The organism is Defluviicoccus vanus (genome assembly GCF_014672695.1).
Taxonomy (GTDB): domain Bacteria; phylum Pseudomonadota; class Alphaproteobacteria; order Rhodospirillales; family Defluviicoccaceae; genus Defluviicoccus; species Defluviicoccus vanus.
The window spans coordinates 3193945-3212886 of record NZ_CP053923.1; the positions used below are offsets into that span (position 1 = coordinate 3193945).

16 protein-coding genes and 1 pseudogene are annotated in these 18942 nt (G+C 61.8%); 3 read left to right on the forward strand and 14 right to left on the reverse strand.

The genetic code is table 11. The features are described 5' to 3' along the window. Positions 1–2 precede the first annotated feature (2 nt). Positions 3–527, forward strand: coding sequence for a thermonuclease family protein (locus HQ394_RS14500; protein WP_223291610.1), 525 nt, complete (start codon positions 3–5; stop codon positions 525–527). Here HQ394_RS14500 and HQ394_RS14505 read toward each other — a convergent pair. From HQ394_RS14505 to HQ394_RS14530, 7 genes are all read right to left on the reverse strand, one after another. After that, a complete protein-coding gene (locus HQ394_RS14505) occupies positions 514–1311 on the reverse strand; it encodes an ABC transporter permease (protein WP_190260831.1) in 798 nt (265 codons plus the stop codon). The two genes, HQ394_RS14500 and HQ394_RS14505, sit on opposite strands and share 14 nt — an antisense overlap. A gap of 147 nt (positions 1312–1458) precedes the next feature. After that, positions 1459–2061 (reverse strand): ABC transporter ATP-binding protein, encoded by a 603-nt coding sequence (locus HQ394_RS14510; RefSeq protein WP_223291611.1) that lies wholly within the window; start codon positions 2059–2061, stop codon positions 1459–1461. A 15-nt stretch (positions 2062–2076) separates the two neighbouring features. Beyond that, positions 2077–3132 (reverse strand): ABC transporter substrate-binding protein, encoded by a 1056-nt coding sequence (locus tag HQ394_RS14515; RefSeq protein WP_190263318.1) that lies wholly within the window; start codon positions 3130–3132, stop codon positions 2077–2079. A gap of 31 nt (positions 3133–3163) precedes the next feature. Continuing rightward, positions 3164–3508, reverse strand: coding sequence for a GapR family DNA-binding domain-containing protein (locus HQ394_RS14520; RefSeq protein ID WP_190260832.1), 345 nt, complete (start codon positions 3506–3508; stop codon positions 3164–3166). Between the two features lie 157 nt (positions 3509–3665). Then, on the reverse strand, positions 3666–3797 hold the full coding sequence (locus HQ394_RS20535) for a hypothetical protein (protein ID WP_263053730.1): 132 nt from the start codon (positions 3795–3797) through the stop codon (positions 3666–3668). Continuing rightward, complete coding sequence (locus tag HQ394_RS14525) at positions 3794–5026, reverse strand: MFS transporter (RefSeq protein ID WP_223291613.1); 1233 nt, start codon at positions 5024–5026, stop codon at positions 3794–3796. The genes HQ394_RS20535 and HQ394_RS14525 overlap by 4 nt, the downstream gene beginning before the upstream one ends. 30 nt (positions 5027–5056) lie before the next feature. Next, positions 5057–5467, reverse strand: a complete 411-nt coding sequence (locus HQ394_RS14530; protein ID WP_190260833.1) for a MarR family winged helix-turn-helix transcriptional regulator — start codon at positions 5465–5467, stop codon at positions 5057–5059. 280 nt (positions 5468–5747) lie between these two features. On the opposite strand from HQ394_RS14530, the gene HQ394_RS14535 reads away from it, so the two are divergent. Continuing rightward, a complete protein-coding gene (locus HQ394_RS14535; RefSeq protein WP_190260834.1) occupies positions 5748–5951 on the forward strand; it encodes a cold-shock protein in 204 nt (67 codons plus the stop codon). 164 nt (positions 5952–6115) lie between these two features. On the opposite strand, the gene HQ394_RS14540 is transcribed toward HQ394_RS14535, so the two are convergent. Both HQ394_RS14540 and HQ394_RS14545 read right to left on the reverse strand, forming a co-directional pair. After that, entirely contained in the window at positions 6116–7258 is a 1143-nt protein-coding gene (locus HQ394_RS14540; protein WP_190260835.1) for a helix-turn-helix transcriptional regulator, read from the reverse strand. Between the two features lie 330 nt (positions 7259–7588). Beyond that, positions 7589–7843, reverse strand: a complete 255-nt coding sequence (locus HQ394_RS14545) for a hypothetical protein (RefSeq protein ID WP_190260836.1) — start codon at positions 7841–7843, stop codon at positions 7589–7591. Positions 7844–8704: 861 nt separating this feature from the next. Between HQ394_RS14545 and HQ394_RS14550 the strand changes: the two genes are divergently transcribed. Next, positions 8705–9781, forward strand: a complete 1077-nt coding sequence (locus tag HQ394_RS14550; protein WP_223291614.1) for a hypothetical protein — start codon at positions 8705–8707, stop codon at positions 9779–9781. Between the two features lie 168 nt (positions 9782–9949). Here the strand turns inward: HQ394_RS14550 and HQ394_RS14555 are convergent, their stop codons facing one another. From HQ394_RS14555 to HQ394_RS14575, 5 genes and pseudogenes are all read right to left on the reverse strand, one after another. After that, positions 9950–11221, reverse strand: a complete 1272-nt coding sequence (locus tag HQ394_RS14555) for a M16 family metallopeptidase (RefSeq protein WP_190260837.1) — start codon at positions 11219–11221, stop codon at positions 9950–9952. Next, positions 11218–12630: a threonine synthase gene (thrC, locus tag HQ394_RS14560; RefSeq protein WP_190260838.1), complete on the reverse strand. Its 1413-nt coding sequence runs from the start codon at positions 12628–12630 to the stop codon at positions 11218–11220. The genes HQ394_RS14555 and thrC overlap by 4 nt, the downstream gene beginning before the upstream one ends. Before the next feature lie 252 nt (positions 12631–12882). Continuing rightward, positions 12883–13998 carry a hypothetical protein gene (locus tag HQ394_RS14565; protein ID WP_190260839.1) on the reverse strand — a complete coding sequence of 372 codons (1116 nt, stop codon included), beginning with the start codon at positions 13996–13998 and terminating at the stop codon, positions 12883–12885. 137 nt (positions 13999–14135) lie between these two features. Beyond that, positions 14136–15785, reverse strand: a complete 1650-nt coding sequence (locus HQ394_RS14570) for an acyl-CoA synthetase (RefSeq protein WP_190260840.1) — start codon at positions 15783–15785, stop codon at positions 14136–14138. Positions 15786–16286: 501 nt separating this feature from the next. Next, positions 16287–17298, reverse strand: a pseudogene (locus tag HQ394_RS14575) (IS110 family RNA-guided transposase). Positions 17299–18942 lie beyond the last annotated feature (1644 nt).

Here is an 18942-nt window from a genome sequence, read left to right on the forward strand (position 1 = left end):
CAGTGGTTCTCGCGGTCGCTGCCCCCATGCGTGCCCTGTTGATGCTCCTGGCGTTGGTCATGGCGCTCGCCGTCAGGCCCGCCCGCGCCGACTTCGCCAGCTATGCGGTGGTCCTTGAGGACGCCTCGTTGCTGATTCGCGGCAAGGTGGTTCATCTCTATGGCATCTATATTCCCGACAACCGGCAGTTCTGCCAGTCGACGATCCGTCCGCCCAGTTGCGGCAACCGTGCTGCGGTGGCGCTTGACCAAAAGATCAGCAAGTTCGTTCGCTGTGAGCCGATCGTCGAATATGACGATGGCTCCATCGGCGCCCAATGCTGGACCAACTACAGCAAGTTTTCCACCGGCGAGGATCTTGCTGCCTACCTGATTTTCCACGGATTCGCCATGGCAGGGCCCGATGCGCCCTTCGAGTATATCGCCCTGGAGCGGTTGGCCGCGGCGAACGGCCGCGGCGTTTGGGGCTTCCAGGCGGATCAGGTCAGCAACGTGCCGCGGCGGCAAGGCCTGTTCAGACATCGTTAGCGCTTCCGTCGCGCCAACGCAGCAGCCAGCGTGACAGCCAGCCGAGGGCGCTGTGAAGGAGAACGCCGGTCAGCGCGAGCAGCAGCAGCGCCGCGAACATCCGCGGCACCTCCAGACGATAGCCGGCTTCGAGGATACGGGTGGCGAGGCCGGTATCGCTGCCGCCGGTTCCGGCGACGAATTCGGCCACCACGGCGCCGATCAGCGCCAGCCCGCCACTGATTCGCACCCCGCCCAAGATATGCGGCAGTGCCGTCGGCAGGCGCAGCAGGCAAAGCGTTTGCCACGGTGATGCGCGGTACAGCCGGAACAGATCCAGCAGGTCCTTCTCGGCACTGGCGAGACCAAGGCTGGTGTTGGCGACGATGGGAAACAAGGCAACGATCGCCGCGCAGATCACCTGGGCGAGGAAAACATCGTCGATCCAGATCAAGATCAACGGCGCGATTGCGACGATAGGCGTGACCTGCAGGGCGACGAGGTAGGGATAGACGCTGCGCTCCAGCCAGCGGAAGCGGGCAAGAGCAAAGGCCAGGGTGAAGCCGACGACGGTTGCCAACACCAGCGCCGATCCGGTCACCTGCAACGTCACCGCCAGCGCGGCCAGCAGTGAGCGGCCATCGCGCCACAGCGTTTCGGCGACGAGCAGCGGGCCGGGCAGGAGGTAAGGCGGGATGGCGAACCAGCGAACCAGGGCTTCCCAGATGCCGAACGCCAACACGCCCACCAGCAGTGGCAGGACGCGCTCGATGCGACGCGCAGCAGCGCTTCCAGCTATCGTCATGTTGCCATCGCCGCCGCCAGCCGCNNTCGCTCGCCTCTCGGCAGAGATCGAGGAAGGCTGCAGAGGTTCGCAGCGCCGCTGCCCGCGGCTGCGGCAGGGTGATCGGCTGATCGGCATAGATGCGGCCCGGCCGCGCCGCCATGGTGATCACCGGGTGGAGAGGTAGCAGGCTTCGAAGACGTTGTGGGTCACGAACATCACCGTCAGCTGCGCCCGGCGCCAAAGATGGTGCAGGTCATCGGTCAGGCGCATGCGGGTGATCTCGTCCAGGGCGGCGAACGGCTCGTCAAGCAGCAGCAGCCGCGGCCGGGTGACCAGCGCCCGGGCGATGGATACCCGCATGCGCATGCCGCCCGAGAGCTGGGGCGGCCGCGCTGCGGCGACACTGTCGAGGCCAACCATGCTTAGTGTTTCGGCGACGCGGTCCGCCGCCGCGGCGCGAGGGAGGCCGGCCAGGCGCAGCGGCAGCCATACATTGTTCGCAACCGTCGCCCAGGGCAGCAGCGTCGGTTCCTGAAAGACGTAGCCGATGCCGCCACTGGCATCGAGCGCCGGGTCGCGGCCGAGCTGACCGCCGGTCGCTTGGGTTAAGCCGGCGACGAGGCGCAGCAGCGTGCTCTTGCCGCAGCCCGACGGCCCGATAAGGCTGAGGAACTCACCGGCGTTGACGCGGATGTTGATGCCGGATAGGGCCAGGTTGCCGGTCGCGAACCGCTTGTCCACTTGCTGCAGCGTCAGCAGCGCTGCCATCTCAGCGGTGGCGGTTCATTGCGGGCGACCGCTGTCGCCGCCAGAACCGGCGCCCTTGCCGACACCGGTGCCGACACCGGTGCCGACATTTGCGCCGACGAAGGCAAGCGTGAACGCCCGTCGCCAGTCGAGGTCGGCAGGGTAGACGCCCGCCTGCGCCATCGTGGTGAAAAACGTCTGCCAGCGAGCTTCGCTCATGGCTCCCGGGCCCGCCGTCGCCGCGTCGCCGCCGAAGACGATCTGATATCGCTTCATCGCGTCGATGGCGTAGGCGAGAAGGGCGTCACTCATCTCCGGATTATCAAGCTTGATCAGGGCATTGCCGGGAGCAGGATCGCCATTGAGGTAGCTCGTCCAGCCGGCCTTGCTGGCGGCGATAAAGCGGCGCACCATATCCGGTCGGCTGTCGACGGTGGATTGCGGGAAGACGACGAGGGCGCCATAGGAGGCGTAACCAGAGTCGGCAAGCAGCATGACCACCGGCTCCACACCTTGCTGCCGCAGCAGGAATGGCTCGCTACCGAGATAACCCTGCTGAATCGCCTGCTTGTCGCGCAGGAAGGGAGCCAGGGAGAAGGTATAGGGTCGGATCTGCGCGTCCGAGTAGGCGAACGCCTGCTTCAGAAACAGCCAGGAGCCGACGCGGGTGTCGGCACCGATCATGATCGGCTTCTGGCGCAGATCGGCGAGGTGGTCGTTGCCCTGACCAGGATGGGCGATCAATATCGCCGGGTCCTTCTGGAAGAAGGCGGCAACGGCAACGAGCGGGATATTCTGCCGGACGAAATTAAGCGGGATGAAGGAATTGGGCGCCATCGCGGCATCGATCCGGCCTGCCGCCAGCAGCTGCGCCTGATTGACCTGCGGTCCCCCTGNGCGGATGGTCACCGCGAGGCCGTTCTGGGCGTAGAGCCCGGTCGCCAGCGCCTGATAGAAGCCGCCATGCTCCGCCTGCGCCCGCCAGTCGGTGCCAAAGATCACCGTATCTGCCGCCTGAAGCGGTGCCGGCGTGGCGGCGAACGCCAGGAGCGAGAGAACCGCCACGAGCAGGACCGGCAGGCGTCGCCGCATCGCTGGCTGCCGCTCGGCCGGGGCCAGCGGCTCAGTCAAACGGCGCCGACTCGGCCGCCGGGTCAACCTTCGACGACCGCACGACCTCCTCGCCAGATTCGACACTGGGCGAGATGACGTCGAGCGGGATACCGGTGGCGTGGGCGTAGAGGAGGAGGTCGTTGAGAAGTTCCGCTTCCACCTCGAAGCGGCGTTTGTCGCGACGGATCATGATCAGCCGGGTAAGCGCCTGGACGTTGAAGCCATCATTCTTCGCCTGCCCTTTCAGGTCCTTGAGGTCGTCCTTAAGGCCATCGATTTCCTCCATGAGCCGCTCCATCCGGTCGGCGTAGGCTCGGAGCTTCTCGCCCGCGTCGGTGTTGATGCCAGTGCTCAATGGTGGTCTCCCTCACGCTGAAACAGGACGGCTGACGTCATTCGCGACGGCGATCGCCATGGCCGCGAACCCAGGCGCCTACCCCGCCCATCGCCTGAACGCAAGCCTTCTTGTGCCAGACTGGCGGCGGAGCCTGGCGCTAGCCTAACGCCAGAGGCTAACGGCAGAGCGAATACGTCAGTTGCCACAGTGCCTGCAGCTCCGGTCGGGCGTAGGCGGCAAAGGCCAGCCCGGTGATCACCGCCAGCAGCGCCAACAGGACCAGTGGCAGGGGTTGCAGGCGCTTCATCCCGCCTCGGTTGCCAGGCGCAGGCGCGCCACCGGGCGCTCGTGCAGCGGCAGATTAAGCAGTGCCGCGGCGATGCTGAGGCCGATCGCCGCTATCCAGACGATGTCGTAGGAGCCGGTCCGGTCGTAGACGGAGCCGCCCAGCCAGCCGCCGAGGAAGGCGCCCAGTTGATGGAAGAGGAAAACCACTCCGGTCAGCATCGACATATTCTTAACGCCGAAGATCGAGGCGACGGTACCGTTGGTCAGTGGGACGGTGCCGAGCCAGAGGAAGCCCATCGCCGCACCGAAGATATAAGCGGTCCACGAGGTAATCGGCAGGACGAAGACGAACAGGACGATCACCACCGCGCGTGCCGCATAGAGACCGGCGAGCAGCTTCGGCTTGCTGAAGCGTCCGCCCCACAGACCGGCGAGATAGGTGCCGGCGACGTTGAACAGACCGACGAGGGCAAGGGCGATGGTGCCCACCTCGATCGACAGGCCGCGGTCGGAGAGGAATGCCGGCAGATGCACAGCGATGAACACCACCTGAAAGCCGCAGACGAAGAAGCCGAAGGAGAGCAGACAATAGCCCCGATGGCTGAAGGCTTCGCGCAGGGCACCGATCAGGGTCAGATCTCCCTCCGGCCGGCGCGTGGCAGGCGCCTCGGTGAGCGTGGCGGCGAGCGGCAGCATCAGGATGGCTAAACCGGCGAGCACGAGAAAGGCCACCGACCAGCCGAAACCGGAGATCAGGGCGAGCGAGCCCGGTACCATCAGGAATTGACCGAGGGAGCCGATGGCGCTGCAGATGCCCATGGCGAGACTGCGCCGCTCGGGTGGAAACGCCCGGCTTACCCCGGCGAAGACAATGGTAAAGCTGGTGCCGCTCAGACCGATGCCGAGCAGGACACCGCTGCCCAGGTTGAGCAGCCACGGCGTCGACGAGGCTGCCATCAGCAACAGCCCGCAGGTATAGAGGACAGCGCCGCCGGCCACCGCCCGCGCCGTGCCGAAGCGATCGGCGAAGGCGCCAGCGAAGGGTTGCGCCACGCCCCACAGGAGGTTCTGCAGCGCGATGGCGAAAGCGAACACCTCCCGGCCCCAGCCGTTGTCGAGCGACATCGGCTGCAGGAACAGCCCGAAGCCGTGGCGAATCCCCAGCGACAGGAACAGAACGCATGCCCCGCACCAGAGCATGAGCTGAGCCGAGGGGCGGAACAATCGCTGCATGGACAGGCCTTTCATCAAAACTTCATCGAGGCAAAACGGGGCGGGTCATCGGCGGGTACCGCTCTCACCGCCGGTGGCCAGTTGCTCGATGACAGCCAGGAGCGCGAACAGCTGCGTGCGTCCCTCCCTGCCCAGCCCGTGTTCCATAGTGTCCTGAACGCGTTGCCAAAGTGGGATAGCCTGGTCGATCATCGCCGCGCCTTCAGGGGTGAGGCGCACCAGTTTTTCGCGCCGGTCCGCGCCGGCGTCCATCCGCACCAGCCCGGCGGCGGCAAGCAGGCGCAGATTGCGTCCGATGGCGCTGCGCTCGATGCCGGTGGCGGCGGCGAGCGCCGACAAATGCGGCTCGGAAAGCCATTGCACGTTGCGTAGCAACGAGAATTGGGCGACGGTGATGCCAAGTGGGCCGAGCGCGGCATCGTAGAGGCCGGTGATCGCGCGCGTTGCACGCCGCATTCGGCTGCAGACGCAAGGGCTGGGTTTCATGTTTGTTGTATATACCCGCTTTCTGCGGATGTCCAGTGGCGGATTAGGGGTTTTCCGTCCATACCCCTTTTTTCGGTTGACCTTTGCCCTGGTTTCGTATTTCTACTGGTTGAAGACGACTTTTTGGCCAGACTTGCCGGCCCGCCCCAAGAGGCTCTGATACAAGTTTCTCACCCAAAAATTTGTCGTTGTGCAGGACCGTGCGATCTACGTGCGGTCGAGTGTTTTGCTACATGCCAAGGAGACGACGATGGCTTCCGGAACTGTGAAGTGGTTCAACGCGACAAAGGGCTATGGCTTCATTCAGCCCTCCGACGGATCCCGTGACGTGTTCGTTCACGTGAGTGCCGTTGAGCGCGCGGGACTGCGGACCCTGGTGGAAGGGCAGCGGATTTCTTTTGATATTACAACGGAGCGGGGCAAGACCGCGGCCACCAACCTAAAGGCCGACTGATCACGCCGGGGCTGGCCCGCAGGCTCCTCCAGCCTGCGCGCTTCGGCCCGCATTTGATCATGCAAGCGGGTCCCGGCTTACGTCGGGGCCCGTTTTTGTTTTGCAGCCGGTGGTTATTGGCGCCGGGATGGTCAACGCCACGGCAACTGCTGTCGCGGCATGGTTCAGCAGTTCGCGAGCAGCCGGGCTAGGTCTGCCTGGCGCGCGCATTCGGTTTTTGCCAGAACCTGCTTCATTTGAAAGCGGACGGTTTGCACCGAAATCGCCCGTCTTTCGGCGTATTCGCGTAGCGAGACGCCCTTCCCGAAGGCGGAAGCCAAAGCCGCTTCTGCCGGCGTCAGCCGGTAGCGGGTCCGCAGCATCTCCTCGCAGCGAGGCGACGGGTAGGCCGCTGCGTCGCCGCCAATCAATACCGTCAGTGCCTGGCGCTGAATAATCTGCCAGAGTTCAGGGTTGTGCCGTGCCGGTTGGATCTTCAGCCTGTAGGGAGGGCGCCCGGAGGGGCGCTCAATTTTCAGCGTGCGGCTGGTAGGCGCTGCCGCCGCCGTGTCGTCCGCCGCCATCGCCACATCGCGCAACACCGCCATCAGTCGGCGTCCGGTCTGCCGATCCGTGGTTTCGATGTGACGTTGGCGGAGGGTGAGGCCATCGTTTGCCTGTAGAATCGTCTGGGCGCGCTCGTTGGCGTGCAGCACTGTGCCACTCGGTTCGAGGACCAGCATCGGATTCGGCAGGCAGTCGAGGGCGTCGGCGAGCAGCCGGGTTCCCTCCTGTATTTGCCACAAGGCCAGACGAAGGGCCATGGCCCGCTGCAGGTGGGGCAGAAAGGCATTGAGCCGCTGCCGCTGTTCTTCCTGGAATGGTCCGCGCAAGGCGCGTTGACCGCAGGAAATCCTGCCGACGAAGGGCGCTGCGACGGCCAGATGCATGCCGATCGTGTAGGCGATATCCGGACGCGGCAGCAATGGGTTACGAATGGGGTGGCGCTTGCAACCGCTGGACGTAAACAATTGTTGGCCATCGTTACTTACAAGGGTCGGCTTGGCTGGCGTGCGCGCACCACGGGTATTGGTCCCCAGATAGTGAGCCGCGTCGTCGCGTTGCTCGTAGAAGTCATCGCTGCTGATGTGTTCGATGATCTGATCGCCAGTCGATCCGTCCAACAGCATGAAATCGACGGTGTCACAGAGCACGAAACGCTGTAGCGCGTTTGCCACGTCGGCCCACAGTTCAGGGCACGCCACCGCATCATAGATGGCGAGCGTAAGGTCCTGTTCGGAAATGGGTTTTTGTGGATCGAGGCGCACTTTGATCTCCGTCCCAGCAGGGTCTTCGGCGCTGCCTAGGTCGGTTTGTCCCGACGCATTCATAGCACAGTTTAAACGATGTGCTAAAGCGAAGCCAAAACGTGTTCTCTCATCTCCCAAATGGGAGATGCATCGATGCCCTGGATCATGCAGGATCGCTCTTACGTTGCATTGATACACCGGCTGGCTTCATACCGAGGTGCGCCGGTTAGCAAAGGGGGTTGAGCAACGTATTAGGGAGCGGTGGGCATTCAGAGTCAAATCTGCGGGAGGCCGACGGGGGTACAGTCGGCCTATCCTGCATTTTCGGCCTATCTGCTGCGCGCTGGTTTAGTGTCGCGTTTCCATTTCCTCTGCCACGTTGCAATTGAAGACATCCAGTGCGCTGTCGATGCTCGCGTTGAGCAGGCGGGTGGCTTCGCGTTTGGCATCCCGCCCCTGGAGCGCACCGACGCCATAGATCAGTCGTGCTGCCGAAATCCCCAAGGCGATGATCGACCATTCGACGGAAGCCGGTTGATCCTTCATCCAGTCGGTCAGTTTCCGCTCCAGATTAATCACGTTCTCCACATCTTCATTCGTCACGGCTGCTCTCCCTCCACCCAGGGTTGCTGATTGCTGACCTTGATAAGAACAAACAGCGAACAATAGGCAAGCAGCTGGCTGATTGTCAATATCTAAGTTTATATTCCTTTTTTCTGCGAGAAAGTGGCCAATTTGGGTGGGGGTGGATAGCCATGGCGCCCGGATAACGGGAAGTTATTGGTCAAATTATGATAATAAGAAGGCATGTTTGTAATTACATCCCCAATAGAGGGGCTACTTTGGCTCGTGTAGAATGTACATACATACCACTTAGTGGGCATGCGCCAAGTCATATGTGTCGTATAGGTTAAAAAACAGAACTTATAAGTATATACATCTCAATGATCATCTCGTTGATTCCGCATATTTGTCTCATACGGGCCATCATCTGGTCATAAAATACATATTGATTAGCATATGCACGCAGTTGTTTAGGCAATGCCGTGCAACATTGTGGTCTAAGCATTTCTACCTAATACAACCGGCGAAGCAATGCGATCGCCGGCGCGGACCACGCAGCGACCGAGAGAAATATGCCCTAAATGGGGCTGTCAGCGACCAACAACGGGAGGACATTCGCAATCTCGCTGGCGTACGCCAGCGTGGACTGCAGATGTCCGGTCCCGCCTGATCAACCACGAGTCATCAACGGTTACAGGGGAAGTAAAAATGCTATGCCGGAACGTAAGTACACATAACCCGTGGGTGAGGACACGTCACGGTCTGTGCCTGTTTATTTGCGCATCTCTTCTACTTATCGCCGCGTTCTTGCCGTCGGCGCCAGCGCAGGCGGCATCGTCCTGCCTCGCCAGTACGATCACCGGCTGGGCCGGCAAGTCGCGGGTCATGACTGGAGCGATGATGACGGACGACGTCGCCGCCAAGGCACCCTTCGATCTGCGCTACGTCTATCTCGCCGGTCAATTGCCCGACCAGGGCGACGCCTGCAACTCTTGCACCTCAAACTGCACGGTCGGTGGTGTCAGCACATCGAATTCGCGCGGCGGCAACTGGTGGGGATGCTGGCAATGGGACCAACTGCCTCCGGGTGCCTACGTCCGTGATCTGATCACCGCCGCAAAGGCGAAGGCGCAGATCCCCATGTTCACCTACTACTACCTGTTCCTCCAGGCGAGCGGTGCCAGCGAGGGCAAGGGGGAGATCAGCAAGGCCAGCGATGCAAGCTTCATGAAGCGGTACTACAACGACTTCCGCTTTTTCCTGAAGCAGATCGGCAGTAACAAAGCAATCGTGCACGTGGAGCCAGACTTCTGGGGCTACGGCCGCCAGGTGAACAGCAGCTCGGCCAATCTCCAGGCGGCAGTTGCGAGCGCCAACGGCACCGACTGCGCAGGGCTACCGAATACGCTCGCAGGCATGGGGCGTTGCATGATCGCCATGGCGCACAAGTACGCACCGAACGCACAAATCGGCCTGCACGCCAGCCCCTGGAATATCTCCTTGAACAAGAACGCGTCCTATAACATCGAGGCCGATGCCCAGGCGGCGGCAAGTTTCCTGACCGCGGCCGGCGGCGGTGACTTGGTGGTGAGCGATCTCGCCGATCGTGATGCCGATTATTATCGCATTGTCCAAGGCCGCAACGAATGGTGGGACGCGACCAACAAGGCGCTTCCCAACTTTACCCAATATCTCCGCTGGGTAACCGCGCTCACGGCGGCGATGCAGAAGCCAGCATTGCTGTGGCAGGTGCCGGTTGGCAACGCCAATCAGAACAACAGCGTTCTCCACTGGAAGGACAACCGCTTGGCCTATTTCTTTGGCCACATGGCGGACTTGGCCAAGGCCAACGTCGCCGGCATCGCTTACGGTGCCGGAGAGGAACAGCAGACCAACCCCTCCTCCGATGGGGGATTGTTGGTTGCGCAGACGAAGTCCTACGTGAATGCTGGCGGCACGGCGGCCTGCGCCCAATGAGCGGAATCACGTGACCGGCGTCGGGACGATCTAAGGCTGAAAGCCGGAAAACAGACCCCGGGGTGCTCATGCAACGCCCCGGGGTCACCTGCTTGATGGCGCACCGCTATCCGCTGGTGGGCGCTGCCGATGCGGTCGGGCTAAGGTGGGGTCAGGCGACGCTGGAGTTCAGGCGACGGGAAGCAGCAGGTGCGAAGTCACGTCGCCAAGCGCCGGAACCTGGCCGATCGGGCCGATCGAGGCCATGGTTGGCGCCGAAGTGAACAGGCGCTGCGCCGCGCGACGGACGGCGGTCGCATCCACCGCCTCGATTTTCGCCACCGACTCGGCCACCGGGATCGGCCGTTCGAACACCATCAATTGCCGCGCCAGTTGTTCGCAGCGCGACGACGTGCTCTCAAGCGACATCAGCAGTCCCGCTTTCATCTGCGCCCGCGCCCGCGCCAGTTCCTCGGCGCTCACCGACTCGATCATGCTGGCGATCTCATCGCAGACCAGAGGCACCAGTTCACCGGCCTCGCGTTCACCGGTGCCGGCGTAGACGCCGAACAGGCCGATGTCGGTATAGGCGGCGGGGAAGGTGTAAATGCTGTAGACGAGACCACGCTTTTCCCGCGCTTCCTGAAACAGCCGCGACGACATGCCGCCACCGAGAATGGTCGACAACACCGACAAGGCGTGGAAGTCCGGATCGCGAAAGCCGAGGCCGCGGAAGCCCATCACCAGGTGCACCTGTTCCAGGTCCCGCTCTTCGCGCCATTCACCGCCGCGATACTCTGCCGGTTCACGTTCGGAGCTGACAGCGGCGGGCAGGCTTGCGAACGCTTCCTCCGCCATTGCCACCAGCGCCTCGTGCTCCACCCGGCCGGAGGCGGCGAGAATCATCCGCGGCGCGCCATAGTGCTCGCGCATATAGCCCATGACCACATCACGGGTGAGGGCGCCGATGTGCTCCGGCGTACCCAGCACCGAGCGACCCAGGGCTTGGGCGGGAAACGCCGTCTCCTGGAAGCGATCGAAGATGATGTCGTCGGGGGTGTCGTTGGCTTGCATGATCTCCTGGATCACCACCGTCCGCTCGCGGCTCAGTTCCTCGTCATCGAGGGTGGCGTTCTGCAGCAGGTCGGCGATGATATCGATGGCGAGACCCTGGTTTTCTTTCAGCACCTTGGCATAGAATGCGGTGTACTCGCGCGAGGTGTGGGCGTTCAGGTGGCCACCCACGGCTTCGATTTCCTCGGCGATCGCCCGCGCGTCGCGGTTGCGCGTACCCTTGAAGACCATGTGCTCAAGGAAATGGGAGATACCGTTGATCGGAGCCCGCTCGAAGCGGCTGCCGGCTTCCACCCAGACACCAACCGACGCCGTCTCCACCGAGTCCATGGGATCCGACGCCACCCGCATCCCGTTGGCGAGGGTCGACACGCGGATGCGGCTCATGAGGATTCCCCTTTCCGGGCTAGAATGCCGTCGATGTGTGCCTCGACGGACGATAAGTCGTTCTTAAGGATATGATACCGCTCTGGCTTGGTGAAAAGATCGGCCAGACGGGGCGGCAACGCCGGACTGACACCGGTCGCCGCTGCCACCGCGTCGGGGAACTTCGCCGGGTGCGCCGTTGCCACCGCGACCACCGGTGTTTGCCGCTCGCCAGATGCTAGGCGGGCACCGGCGATGCCGATGGCGGTATGCGGGTCGACCGTCATCCCACCCCGGGCGAAAATATCGCCGATGACGGCGAGCGTAGCCGAATCATCGAGCCGCACGGCGTGAAAATCGGCGCGCGCCTGCTGCCATTCCGTGGCGGTAACCTGAAACCGACCGGTGGCGCGGAATTCGGCCATTGCTGCCGCCACCCGATTGCCGTCACGCGCGAACAGTTCGAACAGATAGCGCTCGAAGTTACTGGACACCTGGATGTCCATGCTGGGACTGAGGGTGGCGTGGACTTCGCCCATCGCCATCTCGCCGCTGTCAAAAAAACGGGTGAGAATGTCGTTGCGGTTGGAGGCGACGATCAGGGTCTCGATTGGCAGGCCCATCCGCTTGGCCGCCCAGGCGGCGAAGACATTGCCGAAGTTGCCGGTGGGGACGGCGAAACTCACGCCGGTGTCAGGCGCTCCCAGCCGCACCGCAGCGTAGACATAATAGACGATCTGCGCCGCAATGCGCGCCCAGTTGATAGAATTGACCGCGGCCAGCTGGTGGCGATCGCGAAAAGGCTGATCGTTGAACAGCGCCTTTACCAAGTCCTGGCAATCATCGAAGGTGCCTTCAATCGCCACGTTGTGGACGTTCGCGGCCGCCACGGTGGTCATCTGTCGCCGCTGCACGTCGGTTACCCGCCCATGCGGATGCAGGATAAAGATGTCGATGCGGTCGCGGTCGCGGCAGGCTTCGATGGCGGCCGAGCCGGTGTCACCGGAGGTGGCGCCGACGATGGTGACCCGCTCGCCCCTTCGGGTCAGCACCAGATCGAACAGCCGGCCCAGCACCTGCAGGGCGTAGTCCTTGAACGCCAACGTCGGGCCGTGAAACAGCTCGAGCAGCCATGCATCGCCGTCACCAAGACGGACCAGCGGCGCCACCTGCGGGTGGGCGAAGTCGCGATAGGCATCGTCACAAAGTTGCGCCAGGGTGGCGCGGTCGATCGCCGGCGTTGCGAACAGCGCCAGGACCTCCGCCGCCAGCTGCGGATAGCTGAGCCGGGCGAAGCCGCGGATGTCGGCCGCCGACATCCGCGGCCAGGCCTCGGGCATGTAGAGACCGCCGTCGCGGGCGAGCCCGGCCAGAACCACATCGTCGAAGGCGAGCCGCTCGGCTCCACCGCGGGTTGAAACATACATCACGGGTGCAGGAATCCGTCCATCCGGATGCGCCGGGAGGACTATGTCCGGGCGCAAAAACTTCACCTTCACAGCCTATACAATGATGTGCGCCGCGACACAAAAAGAGTTAGCTTGAACCCAAGCTTTTAGGGTAAGCGCATGTTACTATCGCGAACCTTCAATAAGTCGATCCGCAGGTTGGCGTACCAAGAACGACCACCGGAACACACCCTGCGGCTATAAGATTAACTCGACAGAAGCTGCGCCGCCCTCTTAAGTAATTTCCATAATAGCCCGAATCTTCTCCAATATAGAAGCCGACAAGGCCGCGGTGTTTCCTTCCCAGTCTATTACTGGTAAGTCATTAATGTCAAAAGGAAGCCGAACACCTTTACGCCTGGTTATTATCACGTTTTTCTTAAGGCCTATAGCAAAACCGAGCTCATAATATACGTTCGGGCTTGGTTTCGAAACGTCCGCGAATACGAGGGACGATCTTGTAATTTCCTTATATATCCTTGGAATAATATGAGTTGTGTTTCCAATCGTGTGATCAATTCTTTTCGCGCTGAACCCGCATTTATTGGCACAGTCTTCGAATATGCCCGCCAAGGTAGTGTATTGCAACGCCTTCTCAAACGGCATAATGATGAAGCAATTTTTTGATTGCGTTACCTTTTCCGCGAGGGTGACCAATTCCTCAGCGTACGCTTGAAGGTCTCGTTGATCGCTCTCGCAAAGTTGGGGAATATTCCCAGACGAATTTGGAAAAGCCTTTTTCAGAACTTCATATTCGTCCCGCGTAATTCGATCGCCATACTTTCGATCAAACTGCTGCATTTCGTGCCTAAATATTCTGTGTATATCTTCTTTATTTAAATGTAATTGATGTGACGAAAAACTAGTAACAGGCAATATCGGCTTCTCAGCAATCTGTGCCCAGAACGTTATAATCTGAACGTGTTGATTCTCGCCAAGCAAAATTATGACATCTGCTTTCACAATCGCCTCTGGAAATGGGATATTGGCTTCTAGTCTCGACCATGTGGAGGAGTCACTGTAAATAAAATCACCGATGTTATGCGATCTTTCAGCGTTGCGACAAACATACGAAACTATTCGTCCTCCTACCGCTGTACATTGTGAACAAAGCCAAGCCTTTGCACCCTCAGCAACGAAGCGATCAAGTAAAGTTTCCGCACATCCAAAAAGAACATGATTGCGCTCAACGATCGTCTTTCCAAGCTGATTCGCTAACTCACGTATTCGTTTAGCGTTTGTGCTGCTTTCCATCGCACCATTATCCGTGCCCGGCAAGCCTGAAAGACACTCCCTCCAAGCCTTTTCTGCCGTTTCGTCATAATGTCCGACCACAAGAATATTTGCCATTACTTTAGTTTAGCACCGAACAGCTAAATCCATCAACAGCAGCTGGCTTTTGCTGCTGTGAACTGCCAATAGGCCTACCCTCCAGGGAGGGTAGGCCCTTGATTGCTTGCCGACGTTGAGCCTTAACGTAAATCGATTTACGCCGATTCCTTGGCGATCTCCTTCACCCGGTCGCGCAACTGGAATTTCTGCACTTTGCCGGTGGAGGTTTTCGGCAGCGGGCCGAAGATGATCGTCCGCGGTACCTTGAAGTGCGCCATCCGCGCTCGGCAGAATTCGATGATCTCGGCTTCGGTGGCCCTTGATCCGGGCTTGAGGCCGACAAAGGCACAGGGTGTTTCACCCCATTTTTCCGATGGCTTGGCAACCACCGCCGCTTCGAGAATGTCGGGATGACGGTAGAGCACGTCTTCCACTTCGATCGACGAAATGTTCTCGCCGCCAGAGATGATGATGTCCTTGGAGCGGTCCTTGATCTCGATGTAGCCGTCGGGATGCCAGACGGCGAGATCGCCGGAATGAAACCAGCCGCCCCTGAAGGCCTCATCGGTGGCTTTCGGATTCTGCAGGTAACCCTTCATCACGTTGTTGCCGCGCATGAAGACTTCGCCGATGGTCTGACCGTCGCGCGGCACCCGCTCCAGCGTCAGCGGATCGGCGACAATCAGTTCCTCCAGCATCAGGTCGCGTACGCCCTGGCGCGCCTTGAGGCGGGCCTTCTCCTCCAGCGTCAGCTTGTCCCAACTGTCGTGCCAATCGCAGACGACCGCAGGACCATAGGTTTCGGTCAGCCCGTAGACGTGGGTGACCTCGATCCCCATTCGCTCCATTCCTTCGATGACGGCGGCTGGCGGTGCTGCGCCCGCGGTCATCACCTTCACCTTGTGGCCGATCCCTTCCTTCAACTCCGCCGGCGCGTTGATCAACAGGTTGAGGACGATCGGCGCACCGCAGAAGTAGCNCACCACCCGCTCGTCGCGGATCGCATCGAAGATGTTGTCGGCACGAACATGGCGGAGGCAGACATTGGTGCCGGCGACGGCGGCGACTGCCCACGGGAAGCACCAGCCGTTGCAATGAAACATCGGCAGCGTCCAGAGATAGACCGAGTGTCGGACCATGCCCCAGGTGACGACATTGGAAACGGCGTTCAGGTGTGCGCCGCGGTGGTGGTAGACGACGCCCTTCGGGTTGCCGGTGGTCCCCGATGTGTAGTTGAGGGCGATTGCCTGCCATTCGTCGGCCGGGTTTTCCCAGGCGAACTCTGGATCGCCTTCAGCGATCAGCGCATCGTAGGTCAGCTCGCCGATTTGCTTGCCACCCTCGTAGCTGGCGTCGAGGACGTCGACGACGAACGGCCGCTGTCCGAGCCGCCCGAGCGCATCCATGGCGACGGCGGAAAACTCCGGATCGACGATCAGCACCTTCGCTTGGCCATGTTCGAGGATGAACGCGATCGCCTCAGCGTCGAGGCGGATATTGATGGTGTTGATGACTGCGCCGCACATAGGAATGCCGAAATGGCACTCGAACATTTCCGGCAGGTTGGCGCAGAGGACGGCGACGGTGTCGCCGAGGCCAATGCCGCGCTTTAANNGGGCGCTGCCGAGGCGCCGGCAGCGTGCATAGGTCTCGGCCCAGTTGCGACGGATATCGCCGTGGACGACGGCAAGATGGCCCGGATAGACCGATGCTGACCGCTCGATGAAGGTAAGCGGTGTCAACTGAATGAAGTTGGCCTCGTTTTTGGCGAGCCCAAGATCGTAAATTGTCCCCTGCGCGGGCATGGAACGTCTCCTCGTTTCCCAGTTGCTTCCTGTTAGCGGCGGCGCGTTCGGTGGAACCGGACTGCATTTCAACCCCCGCGAACTGAGCGCAACCATAGCGCATTTTCGCTCCGCGCATTGTGCGGGAGTTTGTTTGCGTGCAGCGAAATCGTCACTGGTCTCATCCCCACGGGCGAGTTTCGCCAGCAGACTTCGCCTGCAAACTTTGCCCGTCGGGTGGCGCGGTGAGGGAACCCTGAACGTGATGCTGTAGCTCGTGTGTGGACGGCCCCCTGGGTGCAAGGGGTGAGGGGGAGAAAATCTGATCTGGTGCGATGGCAGTCGTGTGTCCGGCCTGTTTTGCGCGGCACGATGTCCGCTGGCCCAGATGGGTTCCGCGATCCACGCCCAAACGGATTAGCGGCCTTGATGGCCACCGGGCTACCCGGGTTCTGTGGATCGTCGGCTCGACCGATCAGCATCTCTCTTCCTCAGCCCTGCACCCTTGGCATCAAAGAGTGGTCAGGCGGTGGCCGGCTGGCGATACGCCTCTCCACTCGTCATCATCGCCCAGACGATGCGCGCCATCTTGTTGGCCAGGGCGACCGCCGCGAGCTTGCGCGGCCGCCTTGCCAGCAAAGCGATGAGCCAAGCCGAGGCTCTTCCCGGCTTGGCCTGCCTGATCACCGCGGTTGCTCCCCAGCACCAGCAGCTGGCGCAACCGCTCATCGCCGGCGCGGCTGATCCCGCCCAGCCGCGTCTTGCCGCCGGTGGAATGCTCGCGCGGAGTCAGCCCCAGCCAGGAGGCGAAATGCCGCCCCGACTTGAACTGGCTGAAGTCGACCCGCAGCACCAGGCTCAGCGCGCCGATCGGCCCGATCCCCGGCACCTCCGCCAGCATCTGGCTGGTTGGCGTCTGTTTGTGTTGCGCCACCAGCCGGGCGTCGACCTCGGCCAGCCGCGCATCCAGCCGACCGATCTCGGCGCCCAGCAACGCCAATGCGTCCTTCGCCGGCGTCGGCAGCTCCGCGTCCTCGGCGACGTCGGCCAGCAGCTTTGCCACGCCTTGGCGGCCAAGGCGGCCGACATGACCGAACTCGGCCGCGTGTCCGCGCAGCGCGTTGACCAGCTGCGTGCGTTGGCGCACCAGGAGCTCGCGCACCGACAGCAGCATCGCGTTGGCCTGCTGCCTCGCCGACTTGACCGCGACCTCGCGCATCTCCGGCCGGGCCGCGGCTTCGCTGATCGCCTCGGCATCGTTGCGATCGTTCTTGCCGCGCTTGACGAAGGGTTTGACGTATTGCGGCGGGATCAACCGCACCGTGTGGCCGAGCCCAGCCAGCACACGGCCCCAGTGATGCGAGCCGCCGCAGGCCTCCAGCACCACCTCCATCGGCGGTCGGCGCGCGAAGAATGGCACCATGTCCTGGCGGCGCAGATTGCGTCGCAGCACCGCCCGCCCGTCGGCATCCGTGCCATGCAGGGTGAAGACGGACTTGGACGTGTCGATCGCAATGCGGGTAAGCTCGGTCATGGACGGCTCCTGTTCACTTCGACAGCGAACCTTGGCACCAGATGCCGCGGGGCCGTCCACCCCAACGGTTTCGTCGGCGACGTTGCGAGCGGATGTGCTATGCCGAAGCGTCGGTGGTGAGACGTCCGGCGCGTAACCGCCGTGGCGACAAACTAAGGAGAACGCCTTTGCTCTTCGCGGATGCATCGCCACGCGTGCCTCTAGGCAAGCCCGGAACCTCGGCTCGCCTGTCTGCGATGTACGATGCGGCGGCGCTAGTGCTGCTCGGCCTGTTTCTGGTCTTTGTTCTCTGCACCTTCCGCGATTACGGCATCACCATCGACGAGTGGGTCAACCAGGAGTCCGGTAGGTTAACCCTGGAGCTTTATACAAGCTTCGGCGCAGACCAGCGGGCGGTCAACTTTATCGACCTGTATTATTACGGTCCTTGGTATCAGACCCTCGTCGCCGTTGCCGACCGCCTCCTGCCGTATTCTCCCTTCGATACCCGCCATCTTGTGGGCGGGCTCGCTGGCGTGGCGACGGCCTTGGCCAGTTGGTATTTGGGACGGCAAACGCTGGGAGCGGCCGGTGGCCTGCTGACGCTGATCCTGCTCCTGGCAACCGGCTACTTCGTCGGCAACGTCTTCAACGATCCCATCGACACGCCTTTCATGCTGGCGATGACGCTTTCTGGTTGCCATCAANNCCGCTATCTGGGCCGCATGGATGAGTCGGGTTGGCGGCTGACGCTACCGGTGGGTCTGGCGATTGGTCTTGCCTTGGCGACGCGAATCGGCGGTGTGCTCTTTCTCGTCAATCTGGCCGTGGGTCAGGCAATTTTTAGCCTGTATGCGGTGCGTCGCGCCGGCTGGCGATCGGCGGCGCCAACGATCGGCCGCTTCGTCGTCGACAATCTGCTCATCGGTCTTGTTGCGCTGGCGGTGACCTATGCACTTTGGCCCTGGCTTTGGCCTGACCCGATTACCCGGCTGCTGGCGGCTGCAGACCACTTTTCCCGCATGCCGCTCGACTTCGAGTTCCCGTTCTTCGGTCGCATGTTGAGAACCACCATGCTTCCAGCTTGGTACGTCCCTGCGAATCTCCTGGTTCGTCTACCTGAGGCTTTTCTGCTCTGCCTCTTTGCCCTGCCGGTCGCGGTCATCGCGGCAGGCGGTGCCGTCGTTCGCGCTTCGGAGCGTTTCCTGCTGCTTATGCGCATCAATGTCGGGCTCGGCTGGATGCTACCGATCGCCGTCGTTATCATGACCCGGCCCGTACTGTACGATGGCTTCCGCCACCTCCTCTTCATTCTCCCGCCGCTGGCGGTAACCGCCGCAGCGGGTGGGCTCCTGGTACTCCAGCATTGGCGATGGCTCGGGATCGCACTCGCCGCTGTTGTCTTGGTGGGTCTCACCACGACAGTTTCGACCCTGATCCGCCTGCATCCGTACGAATACGTTTACTTCAACCGGTTGGTGGGAGGACCGGCGGGGGCCGCGGGTCAATTCGAACTGGATTACTGGGGTGCGAGTTTGAGGGAGGCTGCCCACGTGCTGGTTGCCCGCCTCACTGCGGAACGCGGCGCCGATGCAGTCAATGAACCGGTATCGGTGGATGTCTGCAATCCCTGGCATGATTCAGCCCAGCTGCTCCCGCCCGCTT